14 protein-coding genes are annotated in these 16,742 nt (G+C 72.2%); 8 read left to right on the top strand and 6 right to left on the bottom strand.

The features are described from left to right. Positions 1-122 precede the first annotated feature (122 nt). Complete coding sequence (locus tag ACFV46_RS17220) at positions 123-986, bottom strand: LysR substrate-binding domain-containing protein (RefSeq protein ID WP_376727028.1); 864 nt, start codon at positions 984-986, stop codon at positions 123-125. 162 nt (positions 987-1,148) lie between these two features. Between ACFV46_RS17220 and ACFV46_RS17225 the strand changes: the two genes are divergently transcribed. Continuing rightward, entirely contained in the window at positions 1,149-2,213 is a 1,065-nt protein-coding gene (locus ACFV46_RS17225) for a bile acid:sodium symporter family protein (protein WP_385498753.1), read from the top strand. A 184-nt stretch (positions 2,214-2,397) separates the two neighbouring features. Here the strand turns inward: ACFV46_RS17225 and fdhD are convergent, their stop codons facing one another. The 5 genes from fdhD to ACFV46_RS17250 are packed head-to-tail and all read right to left on the bottom strand — an operon-like array spanning position 2,398 to position 8,850. Next, a complete protein-coding gene (gene fdhD, locus ACFV46_RS17230; protein ID WP_361928099.1) occupies positions 2,398-3,246 on the bottom strand; it encodes a formate dehydrogenase accessory sulfurtransferase FdhD in 849 nt (282 codons plus the stop codon). Positions 3,247-3,262: 16 nt separating this feature from the next. Then, positions 3,263-4,123, bottom strand: coding sequence for a 2Fe-2S iron-sulfur cluster-binding protein (locus ACFV46_RS17235; RefSeq protein WP_385498755.1), 861 nt, complete (start codon positions 4,121-4,123; stop codon positions 3,263-3,265). Beyond that, positions 4,120-5,943 (bottom strand): NADH-ubiquinone oxidoreductase-F iron-sulfur binding region domain-containing protein, encoded by a 1,824-nt coding sequence (locus ACFV46_RS17240; RefSeq protein ID WP_385498756.1) that lies wholly within the window; start codon positions 5,941-5,943, stop codon positions 4,120-4,122. Before ACFV46_RS17240 ends, ACFV46_RS17235 begins: the two co-directional genes overlap by 4 nt. A 4-nt stretch (positions 5,944-5,947) precedes the next feature. Then, positions 5,948-7,882: a molybdopterin oxidoreductase family protein gene (locus tag ACFV46_RS17245; RefSeq protein WP_376727032.1), complete on the bottom strand. Its 1,935-nt coding sequence runs from the start codon at positions 7,880-7,882 to the stop codon at positions 5,948-5,950. Next, positions 7,879-8,850, bottom strand: a complete 972-nt coding sequence (locus ACFV46_RS17250; protein ID WP_385498758.1) for a 2-dehydropantoate 2-reductase — start codon at positions 8,848-8,850, stop codon at positions 7,879-7,881. The genes ACFV46_RS17245 and ACFV46_RS17250 overlap by 4 nt, the downstream gene beginning before the upstream one ends. Before the next feature lie 240 nt (positions 8,851-9,090). Between ACFV46_RS17250 and ACFV46_RS17255 the strand changes: the two genes are divergently transcribed. From ACFV46_RS17255 to ACFV46_RS17285, 7 genes are all read left to right on the top strand, one after another. Beyond that, positions 9,091-10,413 (top strand): OFA family MFS transporter, encoded by a 1,323-nt coding sequence (locus ACFV46_RS17255; RefSeq protein WP_376727033.1) that lies wholly within the window; start codon positions 9,091-9,093, stop codon positions 10,411-10,413. Then, the gene (locus tag ACFV46_RS17260; protein WP_361928115.1) at positions 10,403-10,531 is read left to right on the top strand and encodes a hypothetical protein; all 129 of its coding nucleotides are present in this window, start codon (positions 10,403-10,405) and stop codon (positions 10,529-10,531) included. The genes ACFV46_RS17255 and ACFV46_RS17260 overlap by 11 nt, the downstream gene beginning before the upstream one ends. Positions 10,532-10,691: 160 nt before the next feature. After that, positions 10,692-11,630: a beta-ketoacyl-ACP synthase III gene (locus ACFV46_RS17265; protein ID WP_385498760.1), complete on the top strand. Its 939-nt coding sequence runs from the start codon at positions 10,692-10,694 to the stop codon at positions 11,628-11,630. Between the two features lie 164 nt (positions 11,631-11,794). Continuing rightward, a complete protein-coding gene (locus ACFV46_RS17270; protein ID WP_361928120.1) occupies positions 11,795-12,469 on the top strand; it encodes a GntR family transcriptional regulator in 675 nt (224 codons plus the stop codon). 242 nt (positions 12,470-12,711) lie between these two features. After that, positions 12,712-13,893, top strand: coding sequence for an ROK family protein (locus ACFV46_RS17275; RefSeq protein ID WP_086867059.1), 1,182 nt, complete (start codon positions 12,712-12,714; stop codon positions 13,891-13,893). 305 nt (positions 13,894-14,198) lie between these two features. Next, positions 14,199-15,719, top strand: a complete 1,521-nt coding sequence (locus ACFV46_RS17280; RefSeq protein WP_376727035.1) for a sugar ABC transporter ATP-binding protein — start codon at positions 14,199-14,201, stop codon at positions 15,717-15,719. Continuing rightward, positions 15,716-16,735, top strand: a complete 1,020-nt coding sequence (locus ACFV46_RS17285) for an ABC transporter permease (protein WP_361928125.1) — start codon at positions 15,716-15,718, stop codon at positions 16,733-16,735. The genes ACFV46_RS17280 and ACFV46_RS17285 overlap by 4 nt, the downstream gene beginning before the upstream one ends. Positions 16,736-16,742 lie beyond the last annotated feature (7 nt).

Raw genomic sequence — 16,742 nt, forward strand, 5'->3', positions numbered from 1 at the left:
ACCAAATCCGACCGACTCGCTTACCGGGCGAAGACCCAGTCGATCTTCAGTCGGTGCCCGGCCGGACCGTCCTCTCTCCCCTCAGCGCACACGGCCCCGAACCTGTCACCCCCACGCGGCGCTCACCGCCGGTGCAGCCGGTCCCCGCCCGCCAGGATCGCGCCCGCCAGGGCGTCCGCCGCCGACTGGGCCGCCGTCCGCCGCGGCCCGTGCATCAGGACGAAGTCGACCCCGCCCAGCTCGGGCAGACCCGCCCGTTCGGGCACCCGCACCAGACCCGGCGGGATCAGGCCCCGGGAGTGCGCCATCACCCCGAGCCCGGCCCGGGCCGCCGCGATCAGGCCGTTGAGGCTGCCGCTCGTGCAGACGATCCGCCACTGCCGGCCCTGCCGCTCCAGAGCCTCCAGCGCCATCGCCCGGCTGATCCCGGGCGGCGGGTACACGATCAGCGGCACCGGCCGGTCCGGCTCCAGCCGCAGCCGCTCCGCGCCGATCCACACCAGCCGGTCGTGCCGGACGGGCTCGCCGCGCGGGCCCTCCGGGCGGCGCTTGGCCAGCACCAGGTCCAGCTTCCCCGCGGCCAGCTGCTCGTGCAGCGTCCCGGAGAGCTCGACCGTCAGCTCCAGATCGACCTCGGGGTGCTCGTAGCGGAAGCCCTCCAGGATCTCCGGCAGCCGGGTCAGGACGAAGTCCTCGGACGCCCCGAAGCGCAGCCGCCCGCGCAGCCGGGTCCCGGTGAAGAACGCCGTCGCCTGCTCGTGGACCGCGAGGATGCGCCGCGCGAACCCGAGCATCGCCTCGCCGTCCTCGGTCAGCTCCACCGAGTGCGTGTCCCGGACGAACAGCGGCCGTCCCGTCGCGGCCTCCAGCCGGCGTACGTGCTGGCTGACGGTCGACTGGCGCACCCCGAGCCGGCGGGCCGCCCGCGTGAAACTCAGCGTCTGCGCCACCGCCAGGAAGGTGCGCAGCTGGGAGGGGTCGTACACGGCAGCCAGCCTAGCCGGTCATCGCGGATCGTGATGACAGTCAGAGTGGTATACCGGATTCCCGATCGCAGCGCCCCGGAGGACGATGGAGAGGGCACGTCCGTGCCGGGAACACGACGTACACGACGTACGGCGAAGCGACGAGCGAAGTAGTGGAGCACAGTGAAACGCCTGCACTGGCCGCGGTGGATGCCGATCGACCCGTACATCCTGCTGCTGCTCGGGACGGTCGGCATCGCCGCCCTGCTCCCGGCGCGCGGGACGGCCGCGGACGTGGCCTCGGGCGCCTCCACGGCCGCCATCGCCTTCCTGTTCTTCCTCTACGGCGCCCGGCTGTCCACCCGTGAGGCCCTCGACGGCCTCAAGCACTGGCGGCTCCACGTCACCGTCCTCGCCTGCACCTTCGTGGTCTTCCCGGTGCTGGGTCTCGCGGCCCGCGGACTCGTCCCGGTGATCCTCACCGACCCGCTCTACCAGGGACTGCTCTTCCTCACCCTGGTCCCGTCCACCATCCAGTCGTCCATCGCCTTCACCTCCATGGCCCGCGGCAACGTCCCGGCGGCGATCTGCGCGGGCTCCTTCTCCTCCCTGGTGGGCATCGTCGTCACCCCGCTGCTCGCGGCGGCCGTGCTCGGCGGCAGCGGCGGCGGCTTCTCCGCCGACTCGGTGGTCAAGATCGTGCTCCAGCTGCTCGTGCCGTTCGTCGCCGGACAGCTGCTGCGCCGCTGGATCGGCGGTTTCGTCGCCCGGCACCGCAAGGTCCTCGGGCTCGTCGACCGCGGCTCGATCCTGCTCGTCGTCTACACCGCGTTCAGCGAGGGCATGGTCCAGGGCATCTGGCACCAGGTCAGCCCCGGCCGGCTGGCCGGGCTGCTCGCCGTCGAGGCCGTGCTGCTGGCCGTGATGCTCGCGCTGACCTGGTACGGCGCCAAGGCGCTGGGGTTCGGCCGCGCGGACCGGATCGCCATCCAGTTCGCCGGCTCCAAGAAGTCCCTGGCCTCCGGACTGCCCATGGCCAGCGTCCTGTTCGGCGCGCACGCCTCCCTGGCCGTGCTGCCGCTGATGCTCTTCCACCAGATGCAGCTCATGGTGTGCGCGGTCATCGCCAAGCGCCGCTCCCACGACCCGGAGGCCGAGGACGAGTCCGGCGACGCCGGCCCGGTCAGCGGGCGGGGGTCAGCCGCAGCTTCACGAACCGCGGTCGGTACCGGGCCACGCCACGGCTGAGCTGGGCCGCCGCGTCGGCCGGCTCCAGCCGGTTGACGCGGCGGCGCGGCTCGGGAGGGACCTGCGAGTAGTGGCCGGGGCCTCCCCGGTCCATGGGGCGGTGGGACGAACAGTGGGGCCCCGGGGACGGCGCAGGGGGCGCTCCCCGCCGGCCGGGGCCCCGCCGCCGTGTCGCGGGGGCCGGTCAGCCTCGGGCGGCCGCGGTCCGCAGGGCGAGCCGGTGGTCCCCCGCGTACACGTTCATCGAGCTGCCCCGCAGGAAGCCCACCAGGGTCAGCCCGGTCTCGGCGGCCAGATCGACCGCGAGGGACGACGGCGCCGATACCGCCGCGAGGACGGGGATGCCCGCCATCACGGCCTTCTGCGCCAGCTCGAAGCTGGCCCGCCCGGACACCAGCAGGATCGCCCGGGACAGCGGCAGGTCCCCGTTCTGCAGGGCCCGGCCGACGAGCTTGTCGACCGCGTTGTGGCGGCCCACGTCCTCGCGGACGTCGAGCAGTTCGCCCTCCTCGGAGAACAGGGCCGCCGCGTGCAGACCCCCGGTCCGGTCGAAGACCCGCTGGGCCGCGCGGAGCCGGTCGGGGAGGCCCGCGAGCAGCTCGGGGTCGACGCGGACCGGGGGAGTGTCGGCGATGGGCCAGCGGGCCGTCGTACGGACCGCGTCCAGGCTCGCCTTGCCGCACAGCCCGCAGGACGAGGTGGTGTAGACGTTCCGTTCGAGGGTGATGTCGGGGACGGTCACGTCCGGCGCGGTCTGCACGTCCACCACGTTGTACGTGTTGGACCCGTCGGCGGTCGCGCCCGCGCAGTAGACGATGTTCCGCAGGTCCGCCTGCCCGGCGAGGACGCCCTCGCTCACCAGGAACCCGGCGGCGAGCGCGAAGTCGTCGCCCGGGGTGCGCATGGTGATGGCGAGCGGCTTGCCGTTCAGCCGGATCTCCAGCGGCTCCTCCGCGACGAGGGTGTCCGGCCGGGTGGAGACCGCCCCGTCCCTGATCCGGATCACCTTGCGTCGTTCCGTGACTCGTCCCATGTCTCGATCAGTCCCGTCAGTCCCGGTTCTGGACGTGCTGGTAGCCGAAGCGGCCCTTGATGCACAGGTTGCCGTGGGTCACCGGGTTGTCGTGCGGCGAGGTGACCTTCACGATCTCATTGTCCTGCACATGGAGCGTGAGGTTGCAGCCCACACCGCAGTACGCGCACACGGTGGTCGTCTCGGTCTGAGCCGACTCGTCCCAGGTACCCGCCGCACGCATGTCGAACTCCGACTTGAACGACAGGGCACCCGTCGGGCACACCTCGACGCAGTTGCCGCAGTACACGCACGCCGAGTCGGTGAGCGGGGCGTCGTGCTCGACGGCGATCCGCGCGTCGAAGCCGCGTCCGGCGACGGAGATCGCGAAGGTGTTCTGCCACTGGTCGCCGCAGGCGTCCACGCACTTGTAGCAGAGGATGCATTTGTCGTAGTCGCGCACGTAGAGCTCGTTGTCGACCCTCGGCTCCTCGTTCAGCCGGGCGGCGTCCGGGCCGAACCGGTCCGGTTTCGCCTCGTACTCCTTCAGCCATCCGGCGACGCGCGGTGTGGTCGACAGGTCCACGGACGAGGCGAGCAGCTCCAGGACCACCTTGCGGCTGTGCCGGGCGCGCTCGGTGCCGGTGCGCACCTCCATGCCCGCCTCGGCCTTGCGGGAGCAGGCGGGCACCAGCGTCCTCGCCCCCTCGACCTCCACCACGCACACCCGGCAGGCGTTCTTGGGCCGCAGCGTGTCGCCCTCGCACAGGGTCGGGATGTCCTTGCCGGCGGCCCGGCAGGCGTCGAGGATCGTCGAGCCCTCCGGAACCCGGGCCTCCTGCCCGTCGAGGGTGAACTCCACCAGCCGGCGTGGCACTCCCAGCGGTATCGCGGTCATGCGTAGGCCCCCAGTCGGTCGATCGCGGATTCCACGGCGTTCCACGCGGTCTGCCCCAGACCGCAGATGGAGGCGTCCCGCATGGCGCGGCCGACCTCCCGGAGCAGGGCGATGTCGTCGGCGGCCGCCGCGCCCGTGCGCTCGGCGATCCGGTGCAGCGCCTCCTCCTGCCGGACCGTCCCGACCCGGCAGGGCACGCACTGCCCGCACGACTCGTCACGGAAGAACTCGGCGATGCGCAGCAGCAGCCGGGGCAGCGGCACGGTGCCGTCGAAGGCCAGGACCACCCCCGAGCCGAGCGTGGTGCCGGCCTCGCGCGTGCCCTCGAAGGTGAGCGGGATGTCCATCTCGTCGGCCCGGACGAAACCGCCCGCCGCACCGCCGAGCAGCACCGCCCGCAGCCCGTCCCGGACGCCCGCCAGCTGAAGCAGCTCGCCGAGGGTCGCGCCGAAGGGGAGCTCGTAGACGCCGGGACGCTCCACGCTGCCGGACACGCAGTACAGCTTGGGCCCGGTGGACCGCGCCGTGCCGACGGCCGCGTACGCCGGCGCCCCCATCGTCAGGATCGGCAGGACGTTGACCAGCGTCTCCACGTTGTTCTCCACCGTCGGCTTGCCGAACAGCCCCTTCTCCACGGGGAACGGCGGCTTGGAGCGCGGCTCGCCCCGGTAGCCCTCGATGGAGTTGAACAGCGCGGTCTCCTCGCCGCAGATGTAGGCGCCCGCGCCCCGCCGGATCTCGATGTCGAAGGCGTACCCCTGGCCGAGGACGTCCTCACCGAGGAAGCCGCGTGCCCGGGCCTGCGCGATCGCGTGCTCCAGGCGGCGCAGGGCGCGCGGGTACTCGCCCCGCAGATACAGATAGCCGCGGTGGGCGCCGGTCGCGTACCCGGCGATCGTCATGGCCTCGACCAGCGCGTACGGGTCGCCCTCCATGAGCACCCGGTCCTTGAAGGTGCCGGGCTCCGACTCGTCGGCGTTGCACACCAGGTAGTGCGGATGGTCGGGCTGGGACGCCGTGGCCTGCCATTTGCGGCCGGTGGGGAAGGCGGCCCCGCCGCGCCCGACCAGGCCGGAGTCGGTGACCTCGCGGATCACCCCGGCGGGGCCGAGCTCGAAGGCCCGGCGCAGCGCGGTGTACCCGCCGTGGACCCGGTAGTCGTCCAGCGAGGACGGATCGACGACGCCGACGCGCCGCAGCAGCGTCAGCGAGGGGTCCCCGGCCTGCGGGACCGCCATGGCAGCGGGCGGCTCACCGGGCGCGGAGTCCGGCGCGCTCGCGGCGAGCACGGCCTTCTCCACGGTCGCCGGCGCCGACACCGCCGTACGCACCGGATCGCCGGCCCTCACCGCGAGGGCGGCGGGGGCCCGTTCGCACAGGCCGAGGCAGGGGCTGCGCTGCACGCTCACGCCGCTGCCCGGGCCCAGGCGCCCCTCGATCCCGGCGCACAGCCCGCCCGCGCCGGCCGCCGCGCACGCCAGGTCCGTGCACACGTGCAGCACGGTCGCGGGGCGCGGCCTGACGGAGAACAGGGCGTAGAAGGTGGCGACGCCGTACGCCTCCGCGGGCGGCACCGTCAGCCGCCGGCACAGATAGTCGAGGGCGCCCTCGCTGATCCAGCCGATCCGGTCGTTGATCGCGTGCAGCCCCGGCAGCAGCAGGTCGCGGCGGTCCCGTGCGGCGCGGCCGCCGCGGGCCCACCTCAGGTCGGCGTCGGAACGGTCCGCACCCTCCCAGGACGACTCGGGCGGCCCGAGCAGGGCGTCGACGGCCGCCCGTTCGTCGTCCGTCGGTTTGCTGTCGCCGAAGTGCAGGTCCACTGCGTCACCTCACGATGGTCGCGACGGGGAGCTTGTCGATCCGGATCGCCGACGCCTTGAACTCCGCCGTCCCCGCGATCGGGCAGTTCGCCTCGATCGTCAGCTGGTTGGTGTCCACCTCGTCGGGGAAGTGCATGGTCATGAAGGCCAGGCCGGGCCGCAGCGCGGTGTCCACCCACACCGGCGCGACGACGCTGCCGCGCCGCGAGGTCACCTGGACCTTCTCACCGACGACGACCCCGTACCGCTCGGCGTCCTCGGGGCTGATCTCCACGAACTCGCCGCGCCGCAGCGGGGAGGCGAAACTGCCGCTCTGCACCCCGGTGTTGTAGGAGTCGAGCCGGCGCCCGGTGGTGAGCCGGATCGGGTACCGCTCGTCGGTCAGGTCGACCGGCGGATCGTGCTGGACGATCCCGAACGGCGCCGGCGCCCCACGCCTCGCCGGGTCGTCGTCCCACAACCGGGCGTGCAGATAGGGAGGTTCGAGCCCGTCGGTGCTGGGGCAGGGCCACTGGATGCCCTGGTGCTCCTCCAGCCGCCGGTACGTCATCCCGTGGTGGTCCGGCGACACGGACCGCAGCTCGTTCCACACGGCCTCGGCGTCGGCGTACTTCCAGTCGTGGCCGAGCCGGCCCGCGAGGTCGCAGATGATGTCGATGTCCTCGCGTGCCTCCCCGGGCGGGGTGACGGCCCGGCGCACCCGCTGGACGCGGCGCTCGCTGTTGGTGGTGGTGCCCTCGGTCTCGGCCCACCCGGCGGTGGCGGGGAGGACGACGTCCGCCAGCTCGGCCGTCCTCGTCAGGAAGATGTCCTGCACGACGAGGAAGTCCAGCTGCTGGAGCCGCCGTACGGCCTGCTCGCTGTCGGCCTCGGACTGGGCCGGGTTCTCGCCGACGCAGTAGACGGCCCGCAGGTCGCCGTCCTCCATCGCCTCGAACATCTCGGTGAGGTTCAGGCCGTAGTGGGGCTGGATCACGGTGTCCCAGGCGGACTCGAACTTCGCGCGGGTGCCCGGGTCGAGGATGTCCTGGAAGCCGGGCAGCCGGTTGGGGATGGCGCCCATGTCGCCGCCGCCCTGCACGTTGTTCTGCCCGCGCAGCGGCTGGAGCCCGCTGCCGTAGCGGCCGACGTGGCCCGTCAGCAGGGACAGGTTGATCAGGGCGCGGACGTTGTCGGTGCCGTTGTGGTGCTCGGTGATGCCGAGGGTCCAGCAGAGCTGGGCGCGTTCGGCGCGGGCGTAGGCGTGCGCGACCTGCCGGATGGCGGCGGCCGGAACGCCCGTCACCTTCTCGGCGAGGGAGAGCGTCCACGGTTCGACGAGCGCCTTGTACTCCTCGAAACCGGTCGTCGCCCGGGCGATGAACGCCTCGTTGGCCAGGCCCGCGTGGATGATCTCGCGGCCGATCGCGTGGGCCATGGGGATGTCGGTGCCGACGTTCAGGCCGAGCCAGCTCTCCGCCCACTCGGCGGTGGAGGTGCGGCGCGGGTCGAGCGCGTACATCCGGGCGCCGTTGCGGATGCCCTTCAGTACGTGCTGGAAGAAGATCGGGTGCGCGAAGCGGGCGTTGGAGCCCCACATCACGATGACGTCGGTGTGCTCGATCTCCTCGTAGGAGGACGTGCCGCCGCCCGACCCGAAGGCCGCCGACAGGCCCGCGACGCTGGGCGCGTGGCAGGTGCGGTTGCAGGAGTCGACGTTGTTGGTGCCCATCACGACACGGGCGAACTTCTGTGCCACGTAGTTCATCTCGTTCGTGGCGCGGGCGCAGGAGAACATGCCGAACGCGCCGCGGTTGCGCTCGATGCCCCGGGCCGTCCGGTCGAGGGCCTCGTCCCAGGTCGCCCGCCGGAACGGCTCGTCCCGGGAGTCACGCACCAGGGGGTGGGTCAGCCGGGTGTAGTTCCTGCGTCCCCGGTCCTTCTTACGGCGTTCGCTCATGCGGCGCTCCTCAGCGCGAGCAGGTCCGAGATGGCGTGCACGGTGCGCAGGGTGGGCACCTGCACGCCGGTGATCTCCGCCAGTTCGACGACCGCCGCGAGGAGGACGTCGAGTTCGAGCGGTTTGCCGCGCTCCAGGTCCTGGAGCGTGGAGGTGCGGTGGTCGCCGACCTTCTCGGCGCCCGCGAGCCGCCGTTCGATGGAGACGCCGACCTCGCAGCCCAGGGCCGTGGCGACGGCCAGCGTCTCGGTCATCATGATCTCGATGACCTTGCGGGTGCCGCCGTGCAGGCACATCTGCCGCATGGTGGCGCGGGCGAGCGCGCTGATCGGGTTGAAGGAGATGTTGCCGAGCAGCTTGAGCCAGATGTCGTTGCGCAGGTCGGTTTCGACCGGGCACTTCAGGCCGCCGGCGACCATGGCCTCGCTGAAGGCGAGACAGCGCCGGGACAGACCGCGGTCGGGCTCGCCGACGGAGAACCGGGTGCCCTCCAAGTGCCGTACGACGCCCGGCCCTTCGAGTTCGGTGGCGGCGTACACGACGCAGCCGACGGCCCGTTCGGGCGCGAGCACCGCACTGACCGCGCCGCCCGGGTCCACGCTCTCGAGGCGGTGCCCGTCGTAGGGGCCGCCGTGCCGGTGGAAGTACCACCAGGGGATGCCGTTCTGGGCGGCCACGACCGCCGTGCGCTCGTGCAGCAGCGGCGCGATCAGCGGCCCGCACGCCGCGTACGCGTTGGCCTTCAGGCCCAGGAAGACGTAGTCGACCGGGCCGACGTCGGCCGGATCGTCGGTGGCGTGGGCGCGGGCGGTGAAGTCGCCGCGCGGGCTGAGCACCCGCACCCCGTGCTGCCTCATGGCCGCGAGGTGCGGTCCACGGGCGATCAGGTGCACGTCGGCACCCGCGCGATGCAGCGCGGCTCCGACGTAGGCGCCGATGGCACCGGCGCCGAGGACTGCAACTTTCACTTCGGAACGCTCCGTTCGGTCGAGGGAGTACCGCGGAGGTGGCTGTGCCGAAGGCTCGGCAACTCGTAGACTGAATATTGTCTACAGTATGGATAAGGGGTCAGCAAGAGTGCGCGCACGCCCTTCGTCATCGACGGCGCGCGACCGACCGACCGTTCGTCGCGTCCCGGATACCGTTCACCGCATACGGTCGACCCGTTGACTTCTCAACCACCCAGGTGGTGCCTACCGTGCGGGATCATGAGTCCCCCCATGGCACCCGCGGGATGGAGCCGCTGGCTGGTTCCGCCCGCCGCACTCTCGGTCCATCTGTCCATCGGCCAGGCCTACGCCTGGAGCGTGTTCAAACCCCCACTGGAGTCGGCCCTCGGCCTCAGCGGCACGCAGAGCGCGCTGCCCTTCCAGCTCGGCATCGTCATGCTCGGCCTGTCCGCCGCGTTCGGCGGCACGCTGGTGGAGCGCAACGGGCCCCGCTGGGCGATGACGGTCGCCCTGGTCTGCTTCTCCTCCGGCTTCCTGGTCGCCGCTCTCGGCGCCGCCGTCGAGCAGTACTGGCTGATCGTCCTCGGCTACGGCTTCCTGGGCGGGATCGGCCTCGGCATCGGCTACATCTCGCCGGTGTCCACCCTGATCAAATGGTTCCCCGACCGGCCCGGCATGGCCACTGGCATCGCCATCATGGGCTTCGGCGGCGGCGCCCTCATCGCCTCCCCGTGGTCGGCGCAGATGCTGGAGTCCTTCGGCACCGACAGCTCCGGGATCGCCATGGCGTTCCTGGTGCACGGCCTGACGTACGCCGTGTTCATGCTGCTCGGCGTCCTGCTCGTGCGGGTGCCGCGTCCGGTGAAGGCGGCCGGTGACGGTCCCGCCGCCCTCGACGGGCCCCAGGTCTCCGCCCGCAGCGCCGTGCGCACCCCGCAGTTCTGGTGCCTGTGGATCGTGCTCTGCATGAACGTCACCGCCGGCATCGGCATCCTGGAGAAGGCCGCGCCGATGATCACGGACTTCTTCGCGGACTCCTCCACACCGGTGTCGGTGTCGGCCGCGGCCGGCTTCGTCGCCCTGCTGTCCGCCGCCAACATGGCGGGCCGCATCGGCTGGTCGTCCACCTCGGACCTGATCGGGCGGAAGAACATCTACCGCGTCTACCTCGGCGTCGGCGCCCTGATGTACGCCCTGATCGCGCTGGCCGGCGACTCCTCCAAGCCGCTGTTCGTCCTGTGCGCGCTGGTCATCCTCTCCTTCTACGGCGGCGGCTTCGCCACCGTCCCCGCCTATCTCAAGGACCTCTTCGGCACCTACCAGGTCGGCGCCATCCACGGGCGGCTGCTCACCGCCTGGTCCACGGCCGGTGTCCTCGGACCCCTCATCGTGAACTGGATCGCCGACCGGCAGGAGGAGGCGGGCAAGGACGGCTCGTCTCTCTACACCCTGTCCCTGTTCATCATGATCGGACTGCTCGCCGTCGGCTTCGTCGCCAACGAACTCGTCCGGCCCGTCCACCCCCGCCACCATGAACCGGCCACGCGGCCCAAGGAGAAGGAGGCCAGCGATGTCCGGTGACGCCAGCCCGCCCGCCCGGCGTGCCCTGATCGCCTTCGCCTGGGTGTGGGTGGGGGCACCGCTCGCGTACGGGCTCTACGAACTCGTCCGCAAGGCGACGCAGCTCTTCACCGGGTAGGTGCCCGGCGGACGACCGGACGTCCGGCGAACGTCCGGAGTCTGCAAGAAGCCGACAACACGGGCGTCCGTTTCCTGTGGCATCACCTGCCGTCGTACCGGTGAGTCACTGATCAGACTGGTGCATCCCGCTACCCGAGGTTCGAGGGGGATCACCACTGATGAACGGCTCGCGCATCGTCGCCGTCGGCCACTACCAGCCCGCCCGGGTCCTCACCAACGAGGACCTGGCGGGCATGGTCGACACCAGTGACGAGTGGATCACGTCCCGGGTCGGCATCCGCACGCGCCACATCGCCGGGCCCGACGAGCCGGTCGACGAACTCGCCGCGCACGCCGCAGCCAAGGCGCTCGCGTCGGCCGGCCTCGCGCCCGGCGACATCGACCTCGTCCTGGTCGCGACCTCCACCGCCGTCGACCGGTCGCCGAACATGGCCGCCCGGGTGGCGGCCCGGCTCGGCATCCCCTCACCGGCCGCGATGGACCTCAACGTGGTCTGCGCCGGCTTCACCCACGCGCTGGCCACGGCCGACCACGCGGTGCGGGCGGGCGCCTCGGCGCGCGCCCTGGTCATCGGCGCCGACAAGATGTCCGACGTCACCGACTGGACCGACCGGACGACCTGTGTGCTGGTCGGGGACGGGGCGGGCGCCGCCGTCGTGGAGGCGTCCGCCGAGCCGGGCGTCGGCCCGGTGCTGTGGGGATCGGTGCCCGAGATGGGACACGCGGTGCGCATCGAGGGCCAGCCCGCCCGGTTCGCGCAGGAGGGGCAGAGCGTCTACCGCTGGGCGACCACCCGGCTGCCGGCCATCGCCCGCGGCGCCTGCGAGCGCGCGGGGTACGCCCCCGAGGACCTCGCCGGTGTCGTCCTGCACCAGGCCAACCTGCGCATCATCGAACCCCTCGCCGAGAAGCTGGGCGCCGTCAACGCGGTCGTCGCGCGCGATGTCACCGAGTCCGGCAACACCTCGGCGGCGAGCATCCCGCTCGCGTTCTCGAAGCTGGTGGAGCAGGGGCGGATCACCACTGGCGACCCGGTGCTGCTCTTCGGCTTCGGCGGCAACCTGTCGTACGCGGGACAGGTCGTCCGCTGCCCGTGACGGTGGCGTCCGGGGCCCGAAGCGGCGGCCGGATGTGGCCGACTCCTCAGTTCTCCCGACCTACGTACGCCGTAGACTGTAGACGAAAGACAATCCATACGGGCTCGCGGTGACGGCCGGCCACGGGGGCGCAGTCGCCCGGTGTTCACCCAGGAGGGGAACCGATGTTGTCGACAGGACTGCCGCAGGGTGCGGTGCCCAAGCTCGAACGGCCCGGCCCGCTGCGCGACCGCGTCTACGAGGCGCTGCTCGAACTCATCACCACCCGCGCCCTCCAGCCCGGCCAGCACCTGGTCGAGAGCGAACTGGCGGGCCACCTCGGCGTGTCACGGCAGCCGGTGCGCGAGGCCCTGCAGCGGCTGAACACCGAGGGGTGGGTCGATCTGCGGCCCGCGCAGGGCGCGTTCGTGCACGAGCCGACGGAGGAGGAGGCCGACCAGCTCCTCACCGTCCGCACGCTCCTGGAGGCCGAGGCCGCCCGGCTGGCCGCCGCCCACGCGGACAGCGCCGGGATCGCCGCCCTGGAGGAGCTGTGCGCCCAGGGCGAGCAGGCCGTCGCCGCCGACGAGGTGGACACCGCCGTGGCGCTCAACGCCCGCTTCCACACCAAGATCATGGAGCTGGCCGGGAACGCCGTCCTCGCCGAACTCGCCGCCCAGGTCGACCGGCGGGTCCGCTGGTACTACACGCCGATCGCCCGCCGGCGCGGCCGTCAGTCGTGGGTCGAGCACCGCGGGCTGATCGCCGCCATCACCGACCGGGACGAGGCCCGCGCGACCCAGCTGATGCGCGAACACACCGAGCACACCCGGCGGTCGTACCACCAGCGGGCCCGGTAGCGGGCCAGGCGGTCGGCATCCGCGGCTGCGGCAAGCACACGCTCACGGACCCCCGTGACGGCCCCTGTGTCGTCACGGGGGTCCGTCTTTGTCCTGTGAGTGGAGAAAGTTGGCGGCAATCTCTGCGCAAGTTCTTCCCAGTCCCGGCGGCCACTGCTACGTTCCCCTCGAAAGCAAGGCCACCGCGGTGGCCGGATTCCGGCACTCAGGCCGAACGAGGCGGGGAGGGGCACGTGAGACGCATGACGGCGCGACCCGCTAACGCCCACCAGGCCAGGCTGCTCAAGCTGTTGCGTGACGGAGGGCCCAACTCCCGGGCCCAGCTCGGCGACCAGATCGACCTCTCCCGGTCCAAGCTGGCCGTCGAGGTGGACCGCCTGCTGGAGACGGACCTCGTCGTGGCCGACGGACTCGCCGCCTCGCGCGGCGGCCGGCGCTCCCACAACATCCGGCTCAACCCCGGTCTGCGTTTCCTCGGCGTCGACATCGGCGCGACCTCGGTCGACGTCGCCGTCACCAACGCCGAACTGGAGATCCTCGGACACCTCAACCAGCCCATGGACGTCCGCGAGGGCCCTGTCGCGGTCTTCGAGCAAGTCCTGTCCATGGCGGCCAAGTTGAAGGCGTCCGGGCTCGCCGAGGGGTTCGACGGCGCCGGCATCGGCGTCCCCGGCCCCGTCCGATTCCCCGAGGGCGTCCCCGTGGCGCCGCCGATCATGCCGGGCTGGGACGGCTTCCCCGTGCGGGAGGCGCTCAGCCAGGAACTCGGCTGCCCGGTCATGGTCGACAACGACGTGAACCTCATGGCGATGGGGGAGCAGCACGCGGGCGTCGCCCGTTCCGTGGGCGACTTCCTCTGCGTCAAGATCGGCACGGGCATCGGCTGCGGCATCGTCGCGGGCGGTGACGTCCACCGCGGTGTCACCGGCAGCGCGGGCGACATCGGGCACATCCAGGCCGTGCCCGACGGACGCCCCTGCGCCTGTGGCAACCGGGGCTGCCTGGAGGCGCACTTCAGCGGGGCGGCCCTCGCCCGGGACGCCGTCGAGGCGGCCGAGCAGGGGCTGTCGGAGGAACTCGCCTCCCGTCTGGCGGCGAACGGCACCCTCACCGCCGTCGACGTGGCCGCGGCCGCCGCCGCCGGCGACGCCACCGCGCTCGACCTGATCCGCGAGGGCGGCAACCGGGTCGGGCAGGTCATCGCCGGACTCGTCAGCTTCTTCAACCCCGGCCTGGTGGTGATCGGCGGCGGGGTGACCGGTCTCGGCCACACGCTGCTCGCCGCCATCCGCACCCAGGTCTACCGCCAGTCGCTCCCCCTGGCGACCGGCAATCTCCCCATCGTCCTGGGCGAGTTGGGCCCCACCGCCGGAGTCATCGGCGCCGCCCGCCTCATCAGCGACCATCTGTTCTCACCCGCGTAGGCACGCGCCGGCCCCCGGGCCGGCCCCGGCACCACCCGCCCGGTCACCCACCGGGCGGCGGCTCCACCCGCACGTCCCCGTACCGCCTCGCCGCACCACCCCCGCACCACCCCCGCACCGCCTCGCCACACAGAGCCGCACCACCCGCGCCACCTCGCCGTACCCGAGCCTCACCAGAGGCGCACCCGGGCCTCACCGGAAGCGCCAGAGCCGCACCACCCCGTCCCGCTCCGCCCATCCTCGCTCCGCCCCGCCTTGCCCCGCCCTGCCCTGAATCCGGCCCGCATGCCCGCCAAGGGGACCTCATGGCACCAGAACCACCGCTGCTCAGCATGAACGGCATCACCAAGTCGTTCCCCGGAGTCCGCGCCCTCGACGGCGTCGATCTCGACGTCCAGGCCGGTGAAGTGCACTGCCTGCTCGGCCAGAACGGCGCCGGCAAGTCCACGCTCATCAAGGTCCTGGCCGGCGCCCACCAGCCCGACACCGGCATCATCCGCTGGCGCGGCGAGGAGGTCACCCTCCGCTCGCCGATCGCCGCGATGCGCCTCGGCATCGCCACCATCTACCAGGAACTCGACCTGGTGGAGCATCTGTCGGTCGCCGAGAACGTCCACCTCGGGCACGAGCCGACCACCGCCGGCTTCATCGTGCGCGGCCGGACCGCGCGGGCCTCGACGGCCCAGCTCCTCAAGCGGCTCGGGCATCCCGAGATCGACCCCGGCCGGCTGGTCGGCGACCTCTCGGCCGCCCAGCAGCAGATCGTCTCCATGGCCCGCGCCCTCTCCCACGACGTCCGCCTGATCGTGATGGACGAGCCGTCCGCCGCCCTCGACCCCGACGAGGTCGACAACCTCTTCCGGATCGTCGGCGATCTCACCGCCGAGGGCGTCGCCGTCGTCTACATCTCGCACCGCCTGGAGGAGATCCGCCGCATCGGCGACCGGGTGACCGTCCTCAAGGACGGCCGGGCGGTGGCCGGCGGACTGCCCGCGAAGTCCACCCCGACCCGTGACGTCGTGGCGATGATGACGGGACGCAACGTCGAGTACGTCTTCCCCGAGCGGCCCGTGCGGGACGCGACCGGCGGCGACCCGCTGCTGGAGGTCCGCGGCCTCGCCCGGGACGGCGAGTTCGAGCCCCTCGACCTGATCGTGCGGCCCGGGGAGATCGTGGGGCTCGCCGGACTCGTCGGCTCGGGACGCTCCGAGATCCTGGAGACGATCTACGGTGCGCGGCGGCCGAGCGCGGGGCAGGTCCTCGTCGACGGGCGCCCGCTCAGGCCGGGCAGCGTCCGGGCCGCCGTACGCGCCGGGCTGGGGCTCGCCCCCGAGGAGCGCAAGGCGCAGGCCCTGCTGATGCTGGAGTCCGTCACCCGGAACGTGTCCGTGTCGTCCATCTCCCGCTTCGCACGCGCCGGCTGGATCGACCGGACCGCCGAACGCGGCGCGGCGCGCGCCGCCACCCGCGAGCTGTCCCTGCGCCCCGACAACCCCTCCGTGCCGGTGCGCACCCTGTCCGGCGGCAACCAGCAGAAGGCCGTCCTGGCCCGCTGGCTGCTGCGCGGCTGCCGTGTCCTGCTGCTCGACGAACCCACCCGGGGCGTCGACGTCGGCGCCCGCGCCGAGCTGTACGCGGTCGTGCGGCGGCTCGCGGACGAAGGGCTCGGCGTGCTGCTGGTCTCCAGCGAAGTGCCGGAGGTGCTGGGGCTCGCCGACCGGGTCCTGGTGCTGCGCGAGGGCCGTGTCGTGCACACGGCTCCCGCGCCCGAACTCGACGAACACCGCGTACTCGACCTCGTCATGGAAGGAAGCCCGGCGTCATGACGCAGCACGCCTCCCCGCCGCGGGACAGCACCGACAAGGTGTCCCCGTCCGGTGCGGCGCCCGCCTGGCGCGGCCTGATGGCCCACGCCGACGTGCGCACCCTGTCCCTGCTCGGCGTCCTCGCCGCGCTGATCCTCATCGGCGGCATCACCAAGCCGGACGAGTTCCTCGACACCCGCAACCTGCAACTCGTCCTCACCCAGGCGTCCGTGATCGGCGTCGTCACCGTCGGCATGACCTTCGTGATCATCTCCGGCGGCATCGACCTGTCCGTCGGCGCGATCGTCGCGCTGGCCTCGGTGTGGGCGACCACGGTCGCCACCCAGGAGTACGGCTTCGCCGGCATCCTCTTCACCGCGGTGCTCGTCGGTGTGGGATGCGGGCTGGTCAACGGGGTGCTGATCGCCTACGGCGCGATGGTGCCGTTCATCGCGACGCTCGCCATGCTGGCCTCCGCGCGCGGCCTGGCGCTGCAGATCACCGACGGCAAGACGCAGATCGTCACCATCCCCTCGGTGCTCGACCTCGGCGAGCGCGACGCGTATGTGCTCGGCATCCCGCCGCTGGTCATGGTGTTCGCGGTCGTGACGGTCATCGGCTGGCTGGTGCTGAACCGCACCACGTTCGGGCGCCGCACGGTCGCCGTCGGCGGCAACCCGGAGGCGGCCCGGCTCGCCGGGATCGACGTCCGCCGCCAGCGGCTCTACCTCTACCTGCTGTCCGGACTGTGCTGCGGCATCGCCGCGTTCCTGCTGATCATCCTGTCCGGCTCGGGTCAGAACACCAACGGCAACCTCTACGAACTCGACGCCATCGCCGCCGCGATCATCGGCGGCACGCTGCTCACCGGCGGCCGCGGCACCATCGTCGGCTCGGTGCTCGGCGTCCTGATCTTCACCACCATCACCAACATCTTCGCCCTGAACAACCTGCAGAGCGACGTCCAGCAGATCGCCAAGGGCGCGATCATCGTCGCCGCCGTGCTGGTCCAGCGCCGTACCCCGAGCACGACCTGAGGAAAGG

Source organism: Streptomyces sp. NPDC059852, assembly GCF_042731455.1.
Lineage (GTDB): Bacteria > Actinomycetota > Actinomycetes > Streptomycetales > Streptomycetaceae > Streptomyces.